Annotated in this window: 15 protein-coding genes and 2 pseudogenes; all 17 read right to left on the reverse strand. The window is 49.4% G+C overall.

What is annotated here, in order from left to right; genetic code table 11:
- Positions 1–8: 8 nt before the first annotated feature.
- The gene (locus L0M14_RS11125) at positions 9–731 is read right to left on the reverse strand and encodes a hypothetical protein (RefSeq protein WP_235122154.1); all 723 of its coding nucleotides are present in this window, start codon (positions 729–731) and stop codon (positions 9–11) included.
- 32 nt (positions 732–763) lie between these two features.
- Positions 764–1,507, reverse strand: a complete 744-nt coding sequence (locus tag L0M14_RS11130) for a hypothetical protein (RefSeq protein ID WP_235122155.1) — start codon at positions 1,505–1,507, stop codon at positions 764–766.
- 40 nt (positions 1,508–1,547) lie between these two features.
- Positions 1,548–2,261 (reverse strand): hypothetical protein, encoded by a 714-nt coding sequence (locus tag L0M14_RS11135; protein WP_235122156.1) that lies wholly within the window; start codon positions 2,259–2,261, stop codon positions 1,548–1,550.
- Positions 2,262–2,299: 38 nt separating this feature from the next.
- Positions 2,300–2,818, reverse strand: a complete 519-nt coding sequence (locus L0M14_RS11140) for a carbohydrate ABC transporter permease (RefSeq protein ID WP_235122877.1) — start codon at positions 2,816–2,818, stop codon at positions 2,300–2,302.
- A gap of 14 nt (positions 2,819–2,832) precedes the next feature.
- Positions 2,833–3,255: an ABC transporter permease family protein gene (locus L0M14_RS11145; protein WP_235122157.1), complete on the reverse strand. Its 423-nt coding sequence runs from the start codon at positions 3,253–3,255 to the stop codon at positions 2,833–2,835.
- Positions 3,256–3,282: 27 nt separating this feature from the next.
- Entirely contained in the window at positions 3,283–4,143 is an 861-nt protein-coding gene (locus tag L0M14_RS11150) for a carbohydrate ABC transporter permease (protein ID WP_235122158.1), read from the reverse strand.
- Positions 4,140–4,928: a DUF5696 domain-containing protein gene (locus L0M14_RS30970; protein ID WP_260115459.1), complete on the reverse strand. Its 789-nt coding sequence runs from the start codon at positions 4,926–4,928 to the stop codon at positions 4,140–4,142. Before L0M14_RS30970 ends, L0M14_RS11150 begins: the two co-directional genes overlap by 4 nt.
- Before the next feature lie 16 nt (positions 4,929–4,944).
- Positions 4,945–6,411: a DUF5696 domain-containing protein gene (locus L0M14_RS30975; protein WP_260115460.1), complete on the reverse strand. Its 1,467-nt coding sequence runs from the start codon at positions 6,409–6,411 to the stop codon at positions 4,945–4,947.
- On the reverse strand, positions 6,408–8,522 hold the full coding sequence (locus tag L0M14_RS11160; RefSeq protein WP_235122159.1) for a YIP1 family protein: 2,115 nt from the start codon (positions 8,520–8,522) through the stop codon (positions 6,408–6,410). Before L0M14_RS11160 ends, L0M14_RS30975 begins: the two co-directional genes overlap by 4 nt.
- A gap of 3 nt (positions 8,523–8,525) precedes the next feature.
- Positions 8,526–10,469, reverse strand: coding sequence for a hypothetical protein (locus L0M14_RS11165; RefSeq protein ID WP_235122160.1), 1,944 nt, complete (start codon positions 10,467–10,469; stop codon positions 8,526–8,528).
- 31 nt (positions 10,470–10,500) lie between these two features.
- On the reverse strand, positions 10,501–11,538 hold the full coding sequence (locus L0M14_RS31505) for a hypothetical protein (protein ID WP_311198870.1): 1,038 nt from the start codon (positions 11,536–11,538) through the stop codon (positions 10,501–10,503).
- 74 nt (positions 11,539–11,612) lie between these two features.
- Positions 11,613–11,924: a Beta-galactosidase C-terminal domain gene (locus L0M14_RS32225; protein WP_405031062.1), complete on the reverse strand. Its 312-nt coding sequence runs from the start codon at positions 11,922–11,924 to the stop codon at positions 11,613–11,615.
- Between the two features lie 18 nt (positions 11,925–11,942).
- Positions 11,943–13,717, reverse strand: a pseudogene (locus L0M14_RS11175) (beta-galactosidase); the annotation flags it as partial.
- Positions 13,714–15,333 carry a beta-galactosidase small subunit-related protein gene (locus L0M14_RS30980; protein WP_311198871.1) on the reverse strand — a complete coding sequence of 540 codons (1,620 nt, stop codon included), beginning with the start codon at positions 15,331–15,333 and terminating at the stop codon, positions 13,714–13,716. The pseudogene L0M14_RS11175 and the gene L0M14_RS30980, both read right to left, overlap by 4 nt.
- Before the next feature lie 88 nt (positions 15,334–15,421).
- Positions 15,422–16,927: pseudogene (locus tag L0M14_RS11185) on the reverse strand (glycoside hydrolase family 2 TIM barrel-domain containing protein); the annotation flags it as partial.
- Positions 16,902–18,023, reverse strand: a complete 1,122-nt coding sequence (locus L0M14_RS11190) for a hypothetical protein (RefSeq protein WP_235122161.1) — start codon at positions 18,021–18,023, stop codon at positions 16,902–16,904. The pseudogene L0M14_RS11185 and the gene L0M14_RS11190, both read right to left, overlap by 26 nt.
- Entirely contained in the window at positions 17,923–18,528 is a 606-nt protein-coding gene (locus L0M14_RS11195) for a hypothetical protein (protein ID WP_235122162.1), read from the reverse strand. The genes L0M14_RS11190 and L0M14_RS11195 overlap by 101 nt, the downstream gene beginning before the upstream one ends.
- Positions 18,529–18,534 lie beyond the last annotated feature (6 nt).

Here is an 18,534-nt window from a genome sequence, read left to right on the forward strand (position 1 = left end):
GTGATTCGTCATCCTTTATCCGTTGCCCAGCGAACAGCCGCGTCAAACAGTTTCCAACCGTCATCCGTCCGGTTAATTTCTTCCCCTCCGGTCAAATTGAAATACAACCGGCGAGCTGGCACGGGCTGGCCGATCATGTTTTTCGTGCCTTTTTCGAACGCGCAAATAACCGCCCGTTTGTCGTCATCAGGTGCGGATGCGATAATATCGCCTCCTTGCGGCACGACAAAACCGATTTTCCCATCCGCCTTGTAAATGTCCACTTCACCTTCAAGCCCGACCGCCAACGGATGCTTGCTTTCATGAACCGTGATCGTTCGTCCTGTGTAGTCTCCGTAATCCGAATCATCTTTACTGGCTAAACCGACTTCACCCAATATTTTGCCATTGGCGTAAATGACTGGTGCAGAAGATGCAAGCAATTTGCCCGCAACACGGTGGGAACCGGCAAATGAACTGACATAGACCAATCCGTATTTCTGCGCATGATCCTCAGTAAGCTCTTTATCCGATTCCAGCGTGACTTCAAAACCAAGCTCTTTCAAATGCTTCATAACAATCCTGTCGTTCGCGCTGTCCGTTCCGACGAAAAGCGCTTTTTTCTCCGCCCCCGCAGATCCCGGCTGCTGCCCGTTCTGATCGGACCCGGGATTTCCATATGTTGGATCTGTACAAGCGGCCGCAGTCATACTGAGCAGAATTAAGATCAAAAGAGAGCACAACTTTTTCATAAGCGCCGACACCTCCTTAATCGGTGTTGAAGCTACTTCTTCTCCGTTGCCCAGCGAACAGCCGCGTCAAACAGTTTCCAACCGTCATCGGTTTGATTGATTTCTTCCCCAAACATCATGTAGAAGAACACTTCACGCGCTGGCACCATCTGCCCCTTCACATTCTGCGAGCCTTTATCGTAAGCGAATATAGTCGCTTTTTGCTCGTCATCCGGAAGAGTAGCTACGACGATCGCATCCTTGCCGGGAGTTGCCCAGCTCATCTTTCCGTTATCCTTATATACGTCAACAGTGTTATTCAAACCCGCTGCCAACGGATGTTGGGCGTTGCGGATTTGAATCGTTTTGGTTGCATTCTCGCCTTCTAGCTTCCCATTCATGTCTGGATCGGTCATACCTGTATCGCCAGATATTTGAGGCTCATCGTAAATGACCGGAACGGGCGTAGCAACGAATTTATCCTTGATTTTTCCTGAATTAACAGATTCGCTGACATAAATCAAGGAGAACCCGTTCGCTTTCTCTGTGGTTACCTCCTTATCGGATACAACGGTGACATTCAAGCCGTGCTTCTCTTTGAAGCGCTTGATCACGATGCCGTCTCCTCCGCCTTCTTGCCCGATAAAGAGCACGCTTTTGCCATTATTTTGCGATTTGGCTGCTGTCGTGGATGACGGTTGATTGGAAACAGGTAGCTGATGACTGACAACATCGCTGCAAGCGGTAAGCGTGAACACCAGCAATGCAGCTGCGGCGCTGCCGATTAACTTTTTCATGGAACGGATTCCTCCCTTGAAATGGTAATTGGTTTCGTGACTACTTCCCGTTCTGGGCAGCCCATTGAATCGCCGCATCCAAAAGCTTCAAGCCGTCATCGGTCTGGTTCATTTCTTCTCCTGCGGACAAATAAAAGAATACCTGCCGTGCGGGAACCGGCTCGTTGTTGATGTTTTTGGCGCCTTTCTCATAGGCGAAAACAGCGGCTTTCTTGTCATCACCGGGAGCTGTAACGATCGTGACGGCTTCTTTCCCAGGAATTGCGTATCCGATTTTTCCATCATTTTTATACACGGTAACCTGATCCTTCAGACCTGCAGCCAGCGGATGCTTGTTGTCTTTAATTTGCAAGGTTTTGGCCGCATCTAGCTGTCCGTAATCCAGCATTCCCGTCAATCCGGTTATGCTTGCTACCTGAGGCTTGGCATAAACAATGGGGACTGTTGAATGCTTAAGCTCGGCATCGATTCTCGAGGAATTGACGGTCGGGCTAACAAAGACCACACCAAATCCGTTTACCCGATCAGCTTTAAACACGTTATCTGCCATATCAATGACCGTATAACCAATTTTCTCAAAATGCTTCATCACGATGGGATCGTTCGTCCCTTCGCCTCTTTTAACGTAAAGCATTTTTTTAGCGTTAGAAGGTGTTCCTCCCGGATCCTGCGATTCGCCCTGCGCCGATTTGGAGCATGCAGCGACGGTACCGCTCAATATAACAATGGATAATAAAGCAAGTAGACGTTTCATTCCCTTTTGCCTCCAATCTTAGATCTTACCTTGAACTTCTATTCCACCAAACCTGTTCGTTCCACGCCTTCTACAAACCACCGCTGTGTGAACGTGTATAGCAGCAAAGGAGGAATAATCATCAAAAAAGTCGTCGACATTCGAATGGCCTCATCGGTGACAGACGGTCCATAGGCTTCTGCCTGCTGTCTCAGCGCCGACGCTATTTTCTCAATACCAAGCGACAGAGGCGCTGTCTCAATGTCAGATAAATACATGCTCGGTAAGTAAAAATCGTTCCAGGTCCAAATGAATGAGAACAGAAATACGACGAGAATTGCAGGTTTGGCTAGCGGCATCATTACCCTGTAAAAGATCTTGAATACACCTGCTCCGTCAATGCGAGCCGCTTCCTCCAGTTCTTTGGGCTGCGTGGAGAAAAATTGGCGATAAATAATGACGAAGAGGGCTCCTTTTAACCCTAAGCCGAAAAAGGCCGGCACGATAATCGGATAAATCGTATTCAAGAGACCGAGTTGTCTGGCGAAAATAATGTTCGGCAGGATCGTCACCTGCATCGGCACGATAAAAGTCAACAGCAGGAAAAAAACAACACTCTCTTAAAGGGAATTTTCAATCTTGCAAAAGCATATCCGGTTACAGCGCACGAAATCGTCTGCAAAATAGCGACGGATAGCGATAACCCAAGGCTGATTGCCAACGCTTTCGGATATTTCATCCAATCCCAAGCTTCCTGCAGATTTCCGAGATAGATCGTTCTTGGAAACCAATTCACCGCCGGATCGAGCAAATCGTCCGCATTTTTAACCATTGTAGCCACCATATGCAAAATCGGTTTCAAATAAATATAGGCCGTATCCAGCAAAATCAAGTAGATAAACAGTTTAAACAGCAGGCCTTTATCCGCTTCTCTTCCGACAACCGCATAGCGGATGTTACTGAGCAGCTGCAGCAGCCCGGACGTGTGCTGTTCCTTCAATTTGACTCGAAACATAGCTTCACCCCTTCTTTGGTAGGATTGTTACACACGATGCGACTTCGTTACCCGATTGAAAACCACAAACAAAATCACCAAGAAAAAAGCGATGATCAGAAAATAAATCCAGAACAATGCGCTGTATTGTCCGTATTCGCTTTCCCTCACTTTTGACAAAATCGGATTCGTCGGGAACGTGAACAGGTCGACAACTGTGTAGATCAGGTTCAGGAAGATGAACGGAGTCATCGCTGGGAGTGTAATTTTCCAAAACGTTTCCCAAGGTCCCGCTCCGTCAATCCGTGCCGCTTCATAGGCCGAATTGGATATCGTTTGCCGTCCACCGAGAAAAATCAGGATCTGAACGCCCGAATACCACAAGATCAGTACAAAAGAATTGAGAATCGAGATCAAAGGATCCGACCAAGTGGCCGACAAATTGCCCTGGATGATCCCTGAAACATTAAATTTAGACATGAAACCGAGATCGCCCTCACCCTGCGTCAAAAATTCCTTGACCACTTCGCCTGTCGCCAAGATAACAGGAAGAAAGAAAATGGCGCGAAAAAACGTACGGCCCGGGAATTTCTGATTCAATATAATGGCGATTAGCAAAGCAAAAATGACGATGATCGGGATCATAAACAGCGCTTGCCGCAGGAACGGCAGCAGTTGGTTGTACAGAATACTCCCATTTTCAAAAAGAATATATTTATAGTGCGTCCATCCGATAAAACGTGTCGTCGTCTTCGTCGCCGTGATCGTTACATCCTGAAAGCTCATAAATAACGAATAGCCAATCGGGAACGCCATAAACACGATAAACCCGATAAACCAGGGAGCGATGAACAGCGTTCCTTCCAAATATTCGATCAGGGATGACCTGAGTCTCCATTTTTGATTCATTGGCCTCCCCCTCCCCGAACAACCGTAAAGTTATGCTCCGGTACGACTAAATCCCCGCTCCGGTATGGCGTTAAATTGTAGTTGACGATAATCCTTTTCCCGTTCGCATACGTAGTTTCTTTCACACCCGGGGCCAGCGTCTTGTGGCCTGTAATAAATTGATCCTGCACGTCGCCGAGAGCTTCGTTATATCGCTGATACTGCTCGGATGCAAAATTCTCCCAATCCGGATAATAGGTGTTATAGAAGCGTAAGCCATAAGAGTTTACATACGTCTTCGTTTCAGCCTTCGTAAATACGAATGCAGGTACAGCTCCGTATTCAATATCGCGTAAAAAATCGTTGACGTCTTCCTGACGGTTATTTACATATTCCGAAGAATACGAAACCAAACCGTGTGTGGCGATCTGAACAAAAGGTACGGATTCATCTGAAAATAAGTCGTAGGAATTGTCATAGACCATCCCTCGGATGTAATTGACATGAGGTAACCCGTAAATATTTGTCTTTTCGCCTTGCACGCCACCCAGCGTGTCTTTAATGCTGGATAAAATCTTCTCCTGAACATTCCTGGCTTCATCTCTAGGAGCCCCATACTCCGTATTGTAATCGTTGTACAGTCGCTGTCCGAGCATGCCGACGGCCAATCCGTCCACGCCTATCGCTTTATATCGCGGCAAATCATTATGGATCATTTCTTCAATGAATTTGTAGCTGACAACGGGCGTCCGCTCTCGATTGAACAACAGGCTCTGCGTTAACGTTCGCCCAGCCAAATTGACCATGGCATTGAATTTCTCGTCAAAGCCCCCCATTCGTATTGTTCAAGGTGTAAGGAGCCTCCAAATACACCGGATATCCGAGAGCGTGCGCGTGATCAATAAAGGTCTTCATGCCGTTATCTCCGCCGATCCTGGAATCAACCGGGAACGTAGCGCCTAACGAGCTGTATCCGCCCTTTTGCCATCCTGTAAAGGTAAGCGACATATTTTTGATCCCTTTGTTATGCAACGCATCGACGATTTGAACGGCTTCATCCGTGGTCGTCAATTGGAGATAACGGTCGCTGACCACGCCTTTTTCCTTATCCGCGCCGACGATATTGACATACATTGGAATGCTCTGATCTTTCACTTGGACGGGGGTTGCACCTTTTTCCTTCATTAAGTATTGACGGTACGCCTCAGCCATACCGACGTAATTCGCTTTTTGGCTATCGAGCATATAGTATCGAACGACGCGGTCGCTGCCGAACACCTGATCACGGTTATAGTCGACGTATCCCCAAGAATCCGGCACATTCGTATTTCGTGTTGTAAACTGCAAGAAGCTAGAACGGAAATTCATTTGCGCTCCGATCCAGTTGTAGTTGCTCAAAACGCCTGCAGGAGCGGCGACAATGTCGGAATACTCGTCGCCCTTGTGAACAACGGCCAGAAAGGCTTTGGAACCCGTCTTCATGCCAAAGACCGGCATCATGACGCTGTTTCGGTTATTGTCGATGCCCGGGAACGCCAAGTCTTTCCCGTATATCAATTCGTCGTAGATTTTATTGACGTTCAATTGGTTATTTTTAAATCGGACCAGCGACCCGGAGCCATCCGGTATGAAAAGATATCCGTCCTGTCCGTCCGTATATTCGGCTCCGAAAAACGGAAACGGTCTGACCCATACAAGGCCCATCTTCGTTTCTTTGACGCCTTCGCGTATGATTTTCGTCTCCACATAATCTTCCCCGACGGTCACCTGAACCGGAATGGTAAAACCGGTAACAGGAAACTCGTAGACAAGCTTGAATCCGCCAGGCACGGCTTGAACATCCTTAACCTTCCCGCCTTCCGCAGCCAGATTCGTTTCCTTAGCCTGCAGAATGTTCTTCGAAAAGTCGACGTATTGCACCATCAAAGGCGAGGCCAAATGTTTCTTCCAGGTCTCGGAAATTTTCTCCTGCGGCCAATATTTCGGATCCGGGTAGGATCGGTATACGTTGCCATTCCGTTTGTCTTCGACGATAAAATGGCCGGTTTTCTCATCCATTTTCAGTCGTAACGCGTCGGATTCCGCGATATTCTTAAAATCACTGTCCACAGGAAGCTGTGCGAGAGCGCTAGCAGCTTCAACGGAGGTATTTTGCTGCGCAACAGCCGCTACACGATTTTCAGGCGCTTTGAACTCAATGGGAACACGTGTCAGGAACAGGACGACTGCGGCCAAGATCAGGACGGTCACGATGATTGCTGTTTTATTGGTTTTTACGAACCCGATCATCTCAAGGTCACCTCCTGGTACATCTGATAAAGGAGCGAAGCAAAATCGCTGGTGAGTCCGATGATGATGAAGACAAGCACTCCGATGACCAGCATCGTACACAGTGTGAGGACAATATTCATAACTGTTTCCCCAAAGGTGTAATTATGGACATTCTGGATTTTCCAGAAGATAAGAAGTCCAATCCAGACTGTCATGGCATTTCCGGCAAAATGATAGATGGACGACTCGGACATCGTCATCAGGTTGGAGACTAATGCAAGCGGAATGCCTATGGCTATATAAGGAATGAGCGCGTAGGCGCTGCCGATAAAGATATGTTTGAACTTCCCTTCGCCCCGATAAATGGAGCTAACAAGATAGTTGGCCAAGATCCAGGCGATCCAAACAATAAAAAATTGCGTAAACGTAGAATAGATGTCTACAAACGTCTTCGGATTAAAAGCAAAGCTGGTCGTGAATTGGCTGATCAAGAGCGATGCGTAAACGGCAAGCAAGATGATGCTTGCGCTCATATAGCTTCCTTTGTTCTCATAATGAATGGCCGAAAAGCTGTCGATAGGGTGCTTTAACACATCCAGGGCAAGCCGCATATTCGCAAGAAATCGAATCCGAGACCGCGGCCGATTGCGCCATCTGGTCCGAAATTCCCATTTTGCCGTGAATTTGTCGGCAAGCATGTAGAGGATCGTACCGAACAGAATCACACTCGCAATCCAGGAAAAGTTTCTTTGCAGCCATAACATCCTAATTTGCCAGAACGATTCGGAGTATCCTTGTTGATCTCCCGCCTCTTTAAATAGCGTCCTCGCTTCCTCATAATGCTCTTTTTTGAACGCCGACTTTGCAAGACCCAGATAAGCGGGGGTGAATTGATCGTTTAAACGCAGAACGTCATGCCACGGCTGTTCACTGTCCTCATAACGGCCGGCCAAGGTAAGCTGGTTCGCTTGATCCACCTTTTGCCCAAATTCCGATAAACGGAAGACCTGTACGATATTCTCCTGATCATCCAGCACGAACAGTTCGTTTCTGCTATTCACGTCAAGCGCTACCGGACTTTTTAACAGACCGACTTGTGACGAGCCGACAGCCGATGCTCCGCCCCAGAAGTAGAGTAAGTTGCCTGATGCGTCATAATGGCTGATGTACTTATTTTGCTGATCCACCACAATCATATTGCCGCTCTGATCGACGGCCACATCGATTAACTGAGGTCCTGTCGTTACAGACCCCGCAGGAGCATCCCACGGCGCAGTTTCCCCAAACGATTTGGAGGAGCTGCGGAGCAAATTGTTCCCTTTTACATTTAATTTCTTCAATTGATTCGTTGTTGCCGTACCCCCGGTGACGGTGTAAATGTATCCGTTTTTGTCGGTCGCGACACTATTAATCGGTTCCGGCCTTTTGGCGACCTCATTGGCATACATTTGCTTGGTGTACAGCTTGCGCTTTAAAGCATCCAGCGGAGAGAGGGCCGTTCGATTCGCGCCGAAGAAGCCTTGAAACTTGCCGTTTGGATCAAGCATCACGAGACCCTCATAACTGCCGTGAACCGCTACGTATAGAAACCCTCTTTCATCCACCATCACTTTGGCCGGATCAAAAACAAAGGTATCAGGTATGTATCGGGAGTCAGGCCGTGTGTACTCCTGCAGCAGCTTGCCGCTGCTGTCCAACTTAAGTACCCTTTTGTTACCTGTATCCGCAACGTACATCGTTCCGTCACCAGTGACAAATATGCCTTCCGGTTTGTTGAGCGGACTTTCCGGCAACGTAATATAACGTAAAAGAACTCCGGTTTCCGTCATATGCACAATCCGGTTGTTACCCGTATCGGCAATATAGACTTCATTTTTCGAATCTACAAAAATATCCTTCGGATTTTTCATCGGCGAACTGATCATAACGGCATGATTGCCCGGATCCGGAGCCGAGAGATTTTGCCCGATCACGCCAAGCGGAAAATACGCCGGCTGAAGCCATATCAGATTGCCCCGGCTATCCTTCGTATACGTGGAGTATTTCACCGAGGCTTGTGCTGTCGCAGGCATCAGTGCAGCACACAGTAGGATGAAGGAGAGAAATAGCCCCCACTTACGGATTTTCATATTCTAACCTCCTTTTCCCTTTTCTGTGTAAAGTTGAATTGGACCGAACAAGCCATATGGACGCAGCTGGTAAGCCGGGGTATGGTCCATGCCTTCCTTGCGAAACGATGCCCAGCTTGTCGTCGATGTATCGCCGGCTTTCTGGTGGAAAGGTCCCAGCATATTGCGGGGGCTCCCCATCACTTCAATGTCAATGCGATTTCTTCCGTCACACATAAATGGCGTCACATCAAGTCGGTTCGCAGCCCGCCAAGGCACGTGCCCTGCTGTTCGATCGTTCACCCGCACCTCAACCGTAACCGCGGAATAATCGCCAAGCTCCAGCACGATGCGGCTGTCTGCTTCGGGTTCTACTTGGACGTCAAAATGGTAGATCATGCTGCCGCAGTAATGCGGATATCCTTGCAAGCACCAATCTCCAAACCCCAATGTTTGCGGTTCTGCCGTAATCATTCTGCCTGCATCGACCCCGAAATTGCCCGTGAGGTATATATCCTCCACTTCCATGCAGTTTCTATACTGGCAGGTCAACGTAAGTATATTTATTCCTTTCTTTATTCCGCGCAGCTGCACTTGATCAAATGATCGGTCCAGAAACCAACCTTCCGATCTGTTCGGCACGGGTTCACCGTTGAGATGGATCTCAAAATCTTTTGCGGATTCCATGATCAGATACATAGGTTCTTTCGGTTCATCCGAAACTTGAAATGAAAATCGAAAGACAATCTGTCTGCCGTCCTGCGGATGAGGCTCGTGAATCCACTTGTATCTTTGCTCGATCCCGTTGGCGTAAATTTGTCTCATGTTCAGCATTTCCCGGATTGCGCGCACGGCCTGCCATACCTCCATTTCATCCGACCAAGCGCTATCCTCCATGGCGAATGAGCAGGTATCCAGAGTAAGCACATTGGGCTTTGTACGCGTAAACTTGCGAATGGGGCCGAGTTCCAGCATTTTTTTCGTTACCTGATCTTTCGCTGGACGGTGTTCTGCATCCGCAATTCGGCTTTGGGCAGGTCTGTCTTTATGCCAGATATACAGCTTCGAATCCGCCGGGCCGAACACATCCTCGAATTGAACAAGACCGTCAGTGAAACTCGTAGAGACTTCCTTCACTTCACCTGTTAGAGCCGACCATTCTTCCATGTGTCCGTCATTTGGTAAAGCTAATGCGATATGGACACGATGTTCATCTTCACGGTCGTTGTTTACGATGAAAAGCGCCTGCTTTTCCCCCATATCTCTAAGCATATAGAGCATCTCAGGACATTCTCTTGCATCCATATCGGTCAAGCTGACACACCGGGGCAAAATGCGTTCCAGTGCAGCTGCCACTTCATCATCGTTCTCTACAACTGTCATATTAGAGTGATCGTACAGACCAGCCACAAGATTCGACGGCCTGCCTTCGATCATAGACGCTCGATGACCGACAGCTACCGCACATCCTCCTGAATTCAAAAACCGTAGCAGCAGCCAATACGTGCTTTCCAGCATGGTCCTGATTCTAGGTATGACGACGACCTTATACTTCGCCAGATTTACAGCGATCAGCCCATCCTGAACGTCACCGGTTTCCGCCATGATCGTCTCATCACCAAGATCGAAATCGTAATGTGCTCTTAGCAGCTTGCCAAGGAATGTGTTGAATGCATGGCCAAAGCTGTTGGTGTGTGAGACATCCCGGTCTTTGCCGCGAGCGGGGAACCCGTAAGGCCCCGTACCGACCATACTCCATGCGGTGGAGGATGGATGCAGCACGAGCACGTCCCGTACCGGGCGTCCTTCTGTCAAAACCGACGAAAGTCTGGCGAAATAATCCTCCACGATGAAGTTGTATTTCCACCAGCTCGTGTTGTAATTAAATACAGGCGGATAATCTCTTTTCCGGCAGCCTTTGATAGAATAGAGCGCCAGATGCTGAGACCGCAAATTAACGCCAAGCACGAATTGGAAATCTCCGACCCATCTTTGCCCTTCAAACGTGAAGCCCCAGCCCGTGCAGCCGTAAGTTTCGGTGAGGACGAACTTTCTGCCGTATTGATTCCGCTACGCTGGTACACTGTTTAACCGTGATGTACTCGTTCGTCTGTTCGTTTAACATATCGATACCCGGAACATGCTGATACCGGTAATTAGGCATGACCGCTCCGCAAACTCGCGTCGCCGTGCCCAAATTATTTTCCCACAGGTAATGCCCGGTAAAAGCAAGGCTGTTATTGCCGCACCACTCGCCGATCTGCTTTGAGTACGATTCGCTGAATCTTTCCGTTACCGTTCTCCAATAATCATGACGTGCTGCTGAGGAAAGCTCTCCATTGAAAAACATATAGGGAACGATGTCCAGCAGATCGTAACCGCGTCTTTCCTGAAAATACGCCGGGAACGACCAGCTCCAGGGGATCCATCCCCGTCCCTCGGTAAATTTGCAGTGACGGTCATGGATACTCGGTTCGTCGGTAAACACGCCGCGAATCGTCTTGCCGAAATGCTGTCCTACTTCACGCTTGTAAGCTTCATAAGTGATATCGATAAACGCCTGCACCGTATCCGGATTCAAATGATCCGGTGGCGCTTCATAGTTAAACCAGGCGCTGCTTTCGGATACTTCAACGCGAAAAACAAGCAGCACTTCGCCATCCTTCCATGTGACTCCAGCGGCGAACGCATCAAGTCTCTCGCACTGAATCAATTCTCGCTCAGCAACAACAGCCTTAAACAACGCTACTGCATCTTGAATTCCTTTGGCATCGCTTACATCGTTCGAACGGGATGGATGCAGCACTTCAAGCGTAAGGCCTTTTGCCCGAAAGGCATCTCCGCCTCTCTCCTGCACCAACCCTCCGGCAAAACCAGAAGGCCAGCGGTCTTCGTCATACAGCCACGTCTGCATCCCCAGCTGTTCTGCGGTTTCCACTGTTGACCGGACCAGATTCATCCATTCTTGCCCCATGTATACGGTTTCCAGTCCATCCCTGGAATGAATGAAAAATCCGCCCATGCCTTGTTCCTTCATCTGCCCGACCTGCCGCTTCAGCTCTTCCTCTTCCAGTTGATCGTTCCAGGCCCAAAAAAGGCAGCGATCTATATTCAACCGGCGGATTCGCAAATTGTTGGCGCAATCGTTGAACTGCCTCCATCGGTCTCCGCCTCCTTCACCATCTCGAAGATCATAACGCTTTTCGGAGGAAGCTCGATGTCTCCGCAGGCGCTTAAACCGCTTAGAAGCTCTTTCTGCTCATGCTTCCCGATATTCATCTTCTGCATCTGATCGGTATGATTTAAAACAAAAGTGAACTCCTTCTCCTCTTTTACACGCGTGGTAACTTCCACGCCCTGCGGTGCTGCATAAAGCGGAGAAATCCCTTTGCAGTCGCACAGCGCCTTCATCCACTGCCGCATGAATTCACGGCTCGGATCCGTTGCGGCGTACCATGCCTCTCCCCAGCCGAAGCGGTTGCGGGTGAGAGCCGGTGAACCTTTGTAGTAATCGCCGCCAAAGCCCGCGAGCGATTCCGCACCCTCCAGATGAACGACCTCGCATACTAGGGCGCAATCGTAGGAACCTTGCAGCTCTCCTACCTTCTGCTTCATAATCAGCGCGTTTCTTTGCTCCGGATACAAAGCGTCGATCTCTTCCACCCAGATGCCCAGCAAATTGCGAAGCTCACCCGGATAACCGCCCGTCGTCACCAAATCGCTCTCGTTCACGATTCCGCTGTAACATGTAGTGACGAACGTTCCTCCGTTCCCGACATAGCGCTCCAACTTATCCGTAAGACCAGGTTTGACCATATACAAGAGCGGTGCCAGGACCAGTTCATAGGAGTCGAGGTCCGAATCTATATGGATAAAATCGACCTGGATCTGATTGTCATATAAGGCATCGTAATATTTCTGAATTTGATCTAAATATTTCAAATGAGCGCTAGGGCCTCCGCCCAATTCGACTGCCCACCAGTTTTCCCAGTCGAACAAAATGCCGACTCTGCTCTTTATCCGGGCATTCAGCGTAAGATTGCCTAACCCGCGCAATTCTTGCCTGAGTTCCGCGCATTCCCGGAATACGCGGGTGTTTTCATGGCCTGCATGGTCGATAACGGCTCCATGGAATTTTTCGTAAGCGCCAAGCGAGCGGCGCAGCTGGAAAAACATCAGTGATTCCGCCCCCTGGCAACTGCCTGGTAGCTGCGCAGCCGCATGACGCCGGGCCTTTTAGACGGATTCACCGGTTTCCACTTGAGCACGCTTGGCGTCTGCTCCATCAGCATAAAGGGCAAGCCGTCCTTCAATCCGCGCATCAGATCATAGCGGAGAGCCATATAGCTTTCGGGCGTATGATTTTCGGGATATATATCGAGAGCGACAATGTCCAGATAATGCGCCCATTTGAAGTAATCGAGCGGCTTATAAGTCCCGTTCCCCTGAAAATTGGTCGTCACGACCGCATCAGGGATCAACGTTTTAATCGCGTTATATTCGATGAGATAACATTCCAGCCAGCTGTCTGAATTAAAACGGTAAAAGTCCAATGTCATGCCTTGAAAAGCAGTTTGATCGGAATTCCCCCCGACAGCCCCTCGCTTAGTGCACTGGGAAGAACGATGTCCTCCCCAATGATAATAGGTGTGTCCCCAAAACTTGGTATACCATGCCTCATTAAGCCTTTCCAACGTACCGTAACGCCGTTTCAACCAAATTCGAAATGCCTGCTCGCAATTTTCACAATAACAGCGGTTGCCGATCTCATTGTTAACATGCCATACAAGCAAAGCCGGATGGTCCTTATATCGTTCCGCCAGTCTGCTGACCAAGTTCGAGGCATAATGGCGAAAGGTGGGGCTATTCGGACAGGAATTATGCCTTCTTCCGAATTTTCGTTTTTTGCCGTCAGAAGTAACGGTCAAGATATCCGGGTATTTCCGCGCCATCCATGCCGGATGAGCAGCCGTCCCCGTCCCAAGGCATACAGAAATGCCGTTCTTATGCAGCTTGTCGAGCACCTCGTCTAACCATTCAAACCTGTATGTCTCCTCGTCCGGTTGATTCAACGCCCATGAAAACACATTCACGGTTGCAATATCAATGCCGGCAAGCTGGAACAACCGCATATCCTCATCCCAAATTTGTTTCGGAAACTGCTCCGGGTTGTAATCGCCGCCATACATAATTTTCGGGAATTTTCGGCTGATCATAGGATGGCCTCCTGCTTCAAAGTTGGGATGGGTGTTGAGCTTGCTGAGATTTCCTGGGCTATCGGTTCCGGCCAACGACGATTCAGCTGCACCGGCGATATGTCTCTGTTTGAAAATGGCTTAAACCGCAGAGTGAATGTAGTTTCTTCTGGATGCAGCATATAACAGTCCAGCGGTGGAGCTTCCCCGCAGCTGTGATTGCCAATCGGAGCCTGCCGGTAGTCCATGTTCACAAACGTTTCGTTCAATCGGACCAAATCGGTGGTATGTTTTGCTTTCGCTACTTGATTAACGTCATAATGACTAGCACTTATATCGAATGTCGGCATGCCGCCGATATACAGCCCGGTTCCCATCGCATTCGTTACAGCGGCCCACCTTGCATCCGCTTTATTCCCGTTCTCCTGCGGTTTGATATACGGAACAAATTGTTCCTGAACCGTTCCTCCGTATACGCCAAGCCTACCGCTAACCTTTCGATCGATATAGCATTCGTGAGGCCCGAGACCAAACCACGACAACCGGTCGAAGGTGCCGGGCATGATCATTTGCAAACCCAGGCGCGGCAGAGGAGGAAGCCCTTCTTTGGGCAAAACGCGAGTCGTGATGATCACATCTTCAGAGCCGTAAACGCTATAAGTCATCCATACGTTAAAACAAGTGCCCAGCCCCGCTGCTCCAAGCGTCGATTTCACCGAAATCACCGCAGCCTGTTCTTCGATGAAACGGATCGAAAAGTCGTCCATGCGATGCTGTATGGCATCAAACCCGGCTTTCTTCCACTCCTTCGACTGGCGGGAATCGTTGTCGATCGTCGCCCGCCATATGTTAACCATAGGACCGGACTGGAGCAGCGAAATTCCGTTATATTCATATGCGGTCAGAAGGCCGCTTCCTTTATTCACGGATATAGAATACGTGTTTCCAATAAGCTTCACGCTGTCAAGCTTCTCCTGAACCCTCATCTTGGGCATCGAATTCAAACGGATGCCTGGTACGGCTCTCGGCTTGGCGGGAAGCGGCAGGTCGGCCCAGGCGATTTCATGGCCCTGCGGCGCCCAACGCGTCTCATGGCGTAAAGTGAAGCGAAGGTGCAGCCAGCATTCGCCATCCTGCTTTTCATATGCCTTGCCGTAAGGTACTGTTAACTCTGCTTCTCCCCCGGCAGGTACTGCGATATCAGTAAGTTCGCCCTGCTCGGCGATATGTCCGTCGCATAGGAGCGACCACGAGCAGGCAAGATGATCCAGGGACAAGAAATCGTAGCGATTCTGGATGCTTACAATACCTAGCCGCATATCGACCGGATGTACTTTTACCGGTTCGATGGCTTTTTTGAACTCGATCAAGGAAGACTTGATCGTTCGGTCAGGAAACAGCAAACCATCCACACAGAAATGACCGCTGTTCGGATGATCGCCAAAATCGCCGCCGTAGGCGTACCAAATTTCGCCGTCTTCCGACTTTTGCCGAATGGCCAAATCCGCCCATTCCCAGATCATGCCGCCCAGCAGACGCGGATATTTGTAAACCGCATCCCAATACTCCTGTAAATTGCCAGAGGCATTCCCCATCGCATGAGCGAATTCGCACATCAAGAAAGGTCCGGGGGTCATCCGCTTTCTCTCCTTCTTCAATCAGCATATCTAAAGATGGATACATGCAGCTGACAATATCTACGACTTGTGCATCTTTGGCGCGTTCGTAATGGATCGGGCGTGAGGGATCAGCTCGGCGCACCCATTCGGCCATCGCATCATGGTTGGCTCCGTAGCCTGACTCGTTCCCGAGAGACCAAATAATGATGGAAGGATGATTTCTATCCCTTTCCACCATTCGGCGGGCACGGTCGATAAACGCATCTTTCCAGCTTGGATCTTGAGCCAAATGGCTTTCGTTACCGATAAAATGACAACCGTGAGTTTTCAAGTCCGCTTCGTCGATGACATATATTCCATAGCGGTCGCACAGGTCAAGCCAGCGCGTATCATTCGGATAATGCGAGGTGCGTACAGCGTTCATATTGTGCTGCTTCATCAGACGGATGTCTTCGATCATTGACGCTAGCGGTATGGCAAAACCAAGGTCCGGATGAAACTCATTACGGTTCACACCCTTGAGTGTAACGGGCGTGCCGTTAATAAGGAGCCGTCCGTCCTTGATCGCAATGCTGCGAAAACCGACGGAAACGCTTACAGATTCCATTGCATCTCCTGACTCATCCTCCAGCTCCAACACCAAGTGATATAAATACGGGGCTTCAGCCGACCATTTGCATGGGGCCGTAACCGGGATGTCGATGTTGAGCTCTTTTTCTTCATTCAATAAGGAAACTTCTGCGGTTCCTTCGTATACAGATTGCCTTGCTTCATCCAATAGAAGCATCTTCAAGAGATGCTTGTCGACCGGCCGATCGAAGTAAGATTGAACTGCAATATGAAGACCCAAAACAGCATCTTCCAAGTTTTCACTGAAACGTGTCTGCACCGTAACATTACGAATATGCACTTGTGGAACGGCCTTAAGATACACGTCTCTGAAAATGCCGCTTAACCGCCATTTGTCCTGATCCTCCAAGTAACTGCCGTCGCACCACTCATATACCTGAACGGCTATCGTGTTTTCACCTGCCTGAAGCAGCGAAGAAATCCGGAATTCAGTATGCATATGGCTGCCCTGACCATAACCTGCCAGTTGTCCGTTGACCCATAAATGAAAAGCCGAATCTACGCCTTCAAATACCAGAAACACTTGCCGGTCGTCCCATGTTTCTGGCATCCGGAACGTTCTGCGGTAGCAACCGACAGGATTATCGGTAGGCACATGCGGCGGATCAATCGGAAACGGATAATAACTGCTGGAATAATGCGGGCGGCCGTATCCGAGCATTTGCCAGTTACCGGGAACGGCGATTTCGGCCCAACTAGCGGGCTTAAAAGAAGGATCGTGAAACCGATCCGGCACTTGCAACGGATTGGAAGCGTACCAGAAGCTCCAATTGCCGTTAAGCGATTGAAAATAAGGTGAAAGCGCACGTTCGCCGATCACAGCCGTTTCCGCATCTGCGTAAGGAATCAGACCGACATTCGGGGGTTCCGCATTACGCTCCAGCACATCCAAGTTCTCCCAATCCGTTATTTTTTTCTCTCTCATACGGTCGCCCTCCCATCGAGCTCCATCAAGCTTATGTATCTTGGAATCGCAAAGCATTTTGCAGAACAAGCGCGATGACCCAAGCTGGGTTCCACTTATTGCTGTGCCCCCTATGATTCCAATGCGTTTGAAAAAAACCTTCCGCTTGTTCCCCTATTACGTTAAATCCCCAGTCTCCAGGCTCCGTGCAAATCCCTTGTCCCATAGCATCGAACACCGTGCGTCCCCATCGTACATACTGATGCTGTCCTGTCATTTTTCCGAACCGCCACAACTCATAGGCTGGAAAAAAAACATCCAGGTGATGATTCTGCACACTAACCCCGGGCCAGCCGACGGCGTTAAATTCTTTAGTAAAGAACACCGATCCCCGGTCATAGGCCGGATTCCACATATAAACGAAGGTAAGAAGCCAATCCGCGGAAATTTCCGCCCATTCCTTGTAGCGTTCTTTCCCATTCGAAACAAACAACTCATAAGCGGCAAGAAAAAAATACATGCCTGCTTCTTTATCTTCACATTTCGCATCGAGTGTAGATCGGGCAAACGGCCGATCGAACGTCTCAGCATGAAGCTCATAATACCTCTGCATCATCGTTTCAGCATGATCCCGGTACCTTCGCTCCAAAGTAACGGCGAACGTTTTTATTAGAGCGATCACACACGGCAGACCGGCTGCGGTGATCATTTCATCGGCAGGCTGGCCGTCCATCAGCCACGCGGAAGGATAAATGCCTGAAGGCAGCGTGCCTTCCATGTAAAATTCGGCCGATTCGCGCAGTGCCTCGATCCAGGCAATAGGCACTTCCCTTTCGTGCTTCCTGTGCAGGAGCACGATATCGGCTAAATCGGACATCGTTTCACCGTACGCACGGCTGGACACGACGGGCTGCTTGTTCATGCGGAAATCGTCCCACGTTCCTTCCTCCAGCTGAAACGTACTGTGTCTGATACCAGGTACATCGGTACGGCTTTCCCGTAAATAAAAATCGACGGCTCTTTTGCATCGGGAAATGCGTTCTTCCATTCCGTTTTCGAAACCTAATTTGCCATCACACCAGGCCAGCTTCAGGCATTGTCCCGTCCAACCGTACATGTAATGCAGCGGATGCTTGGACACATTGCCGAACGTGTTCGAATCGGTAAATTTCACATAGCCGGCCGCACCCCTTCCCGCCGGTTCTCCAGCGGTCGTCCAGCGCGTACGTCTTCAGCCGGATCATCTCTTCCAGCAAAAGCGGCTTCTTCCCTTCAGGAGCGAACAGTTCCACTGCTTTACCTACCAATTCGCGGTACGCATGACCGGAATGGGATAACGTCCCCCAATCCAAAGCGTAAGATTTGCTTAACGTGAATCCTTCTGCAAAATCCAAGTACCCGCCTTGGTACGTTTCCGTTCTATTTTTGGCAATGTAATACGTATCCTTCTCGCCGTTGAACATCAGTACCCCGCTCATCGCCGCCGCAATGAGGACGCCTTCCTCCTGTATGGCTCCGAGCGAACCGTAATGTACCGTGCCATCCGACGCTTCCAAGTAGTCAGGAATGGAATACAACGAGAAGTAACGCGCTCCGGTTTCCGCGTGCAGCTCTTGTGCATCTTGCCCTGAGATCTCCTTCGTTTCCACCCACTCCACATTCACACAAGGTATGGGCAAACGATG

The organism is Paenibacillus hexagrammi (assembly GCF_021513275.1).
Classification (GTDB): Bacteria; Bacillota; Bacilli; order Paenibacillales; family NBRC-103111; genus Paenibacillus_E; species Paenibacillus_E hexagrammi.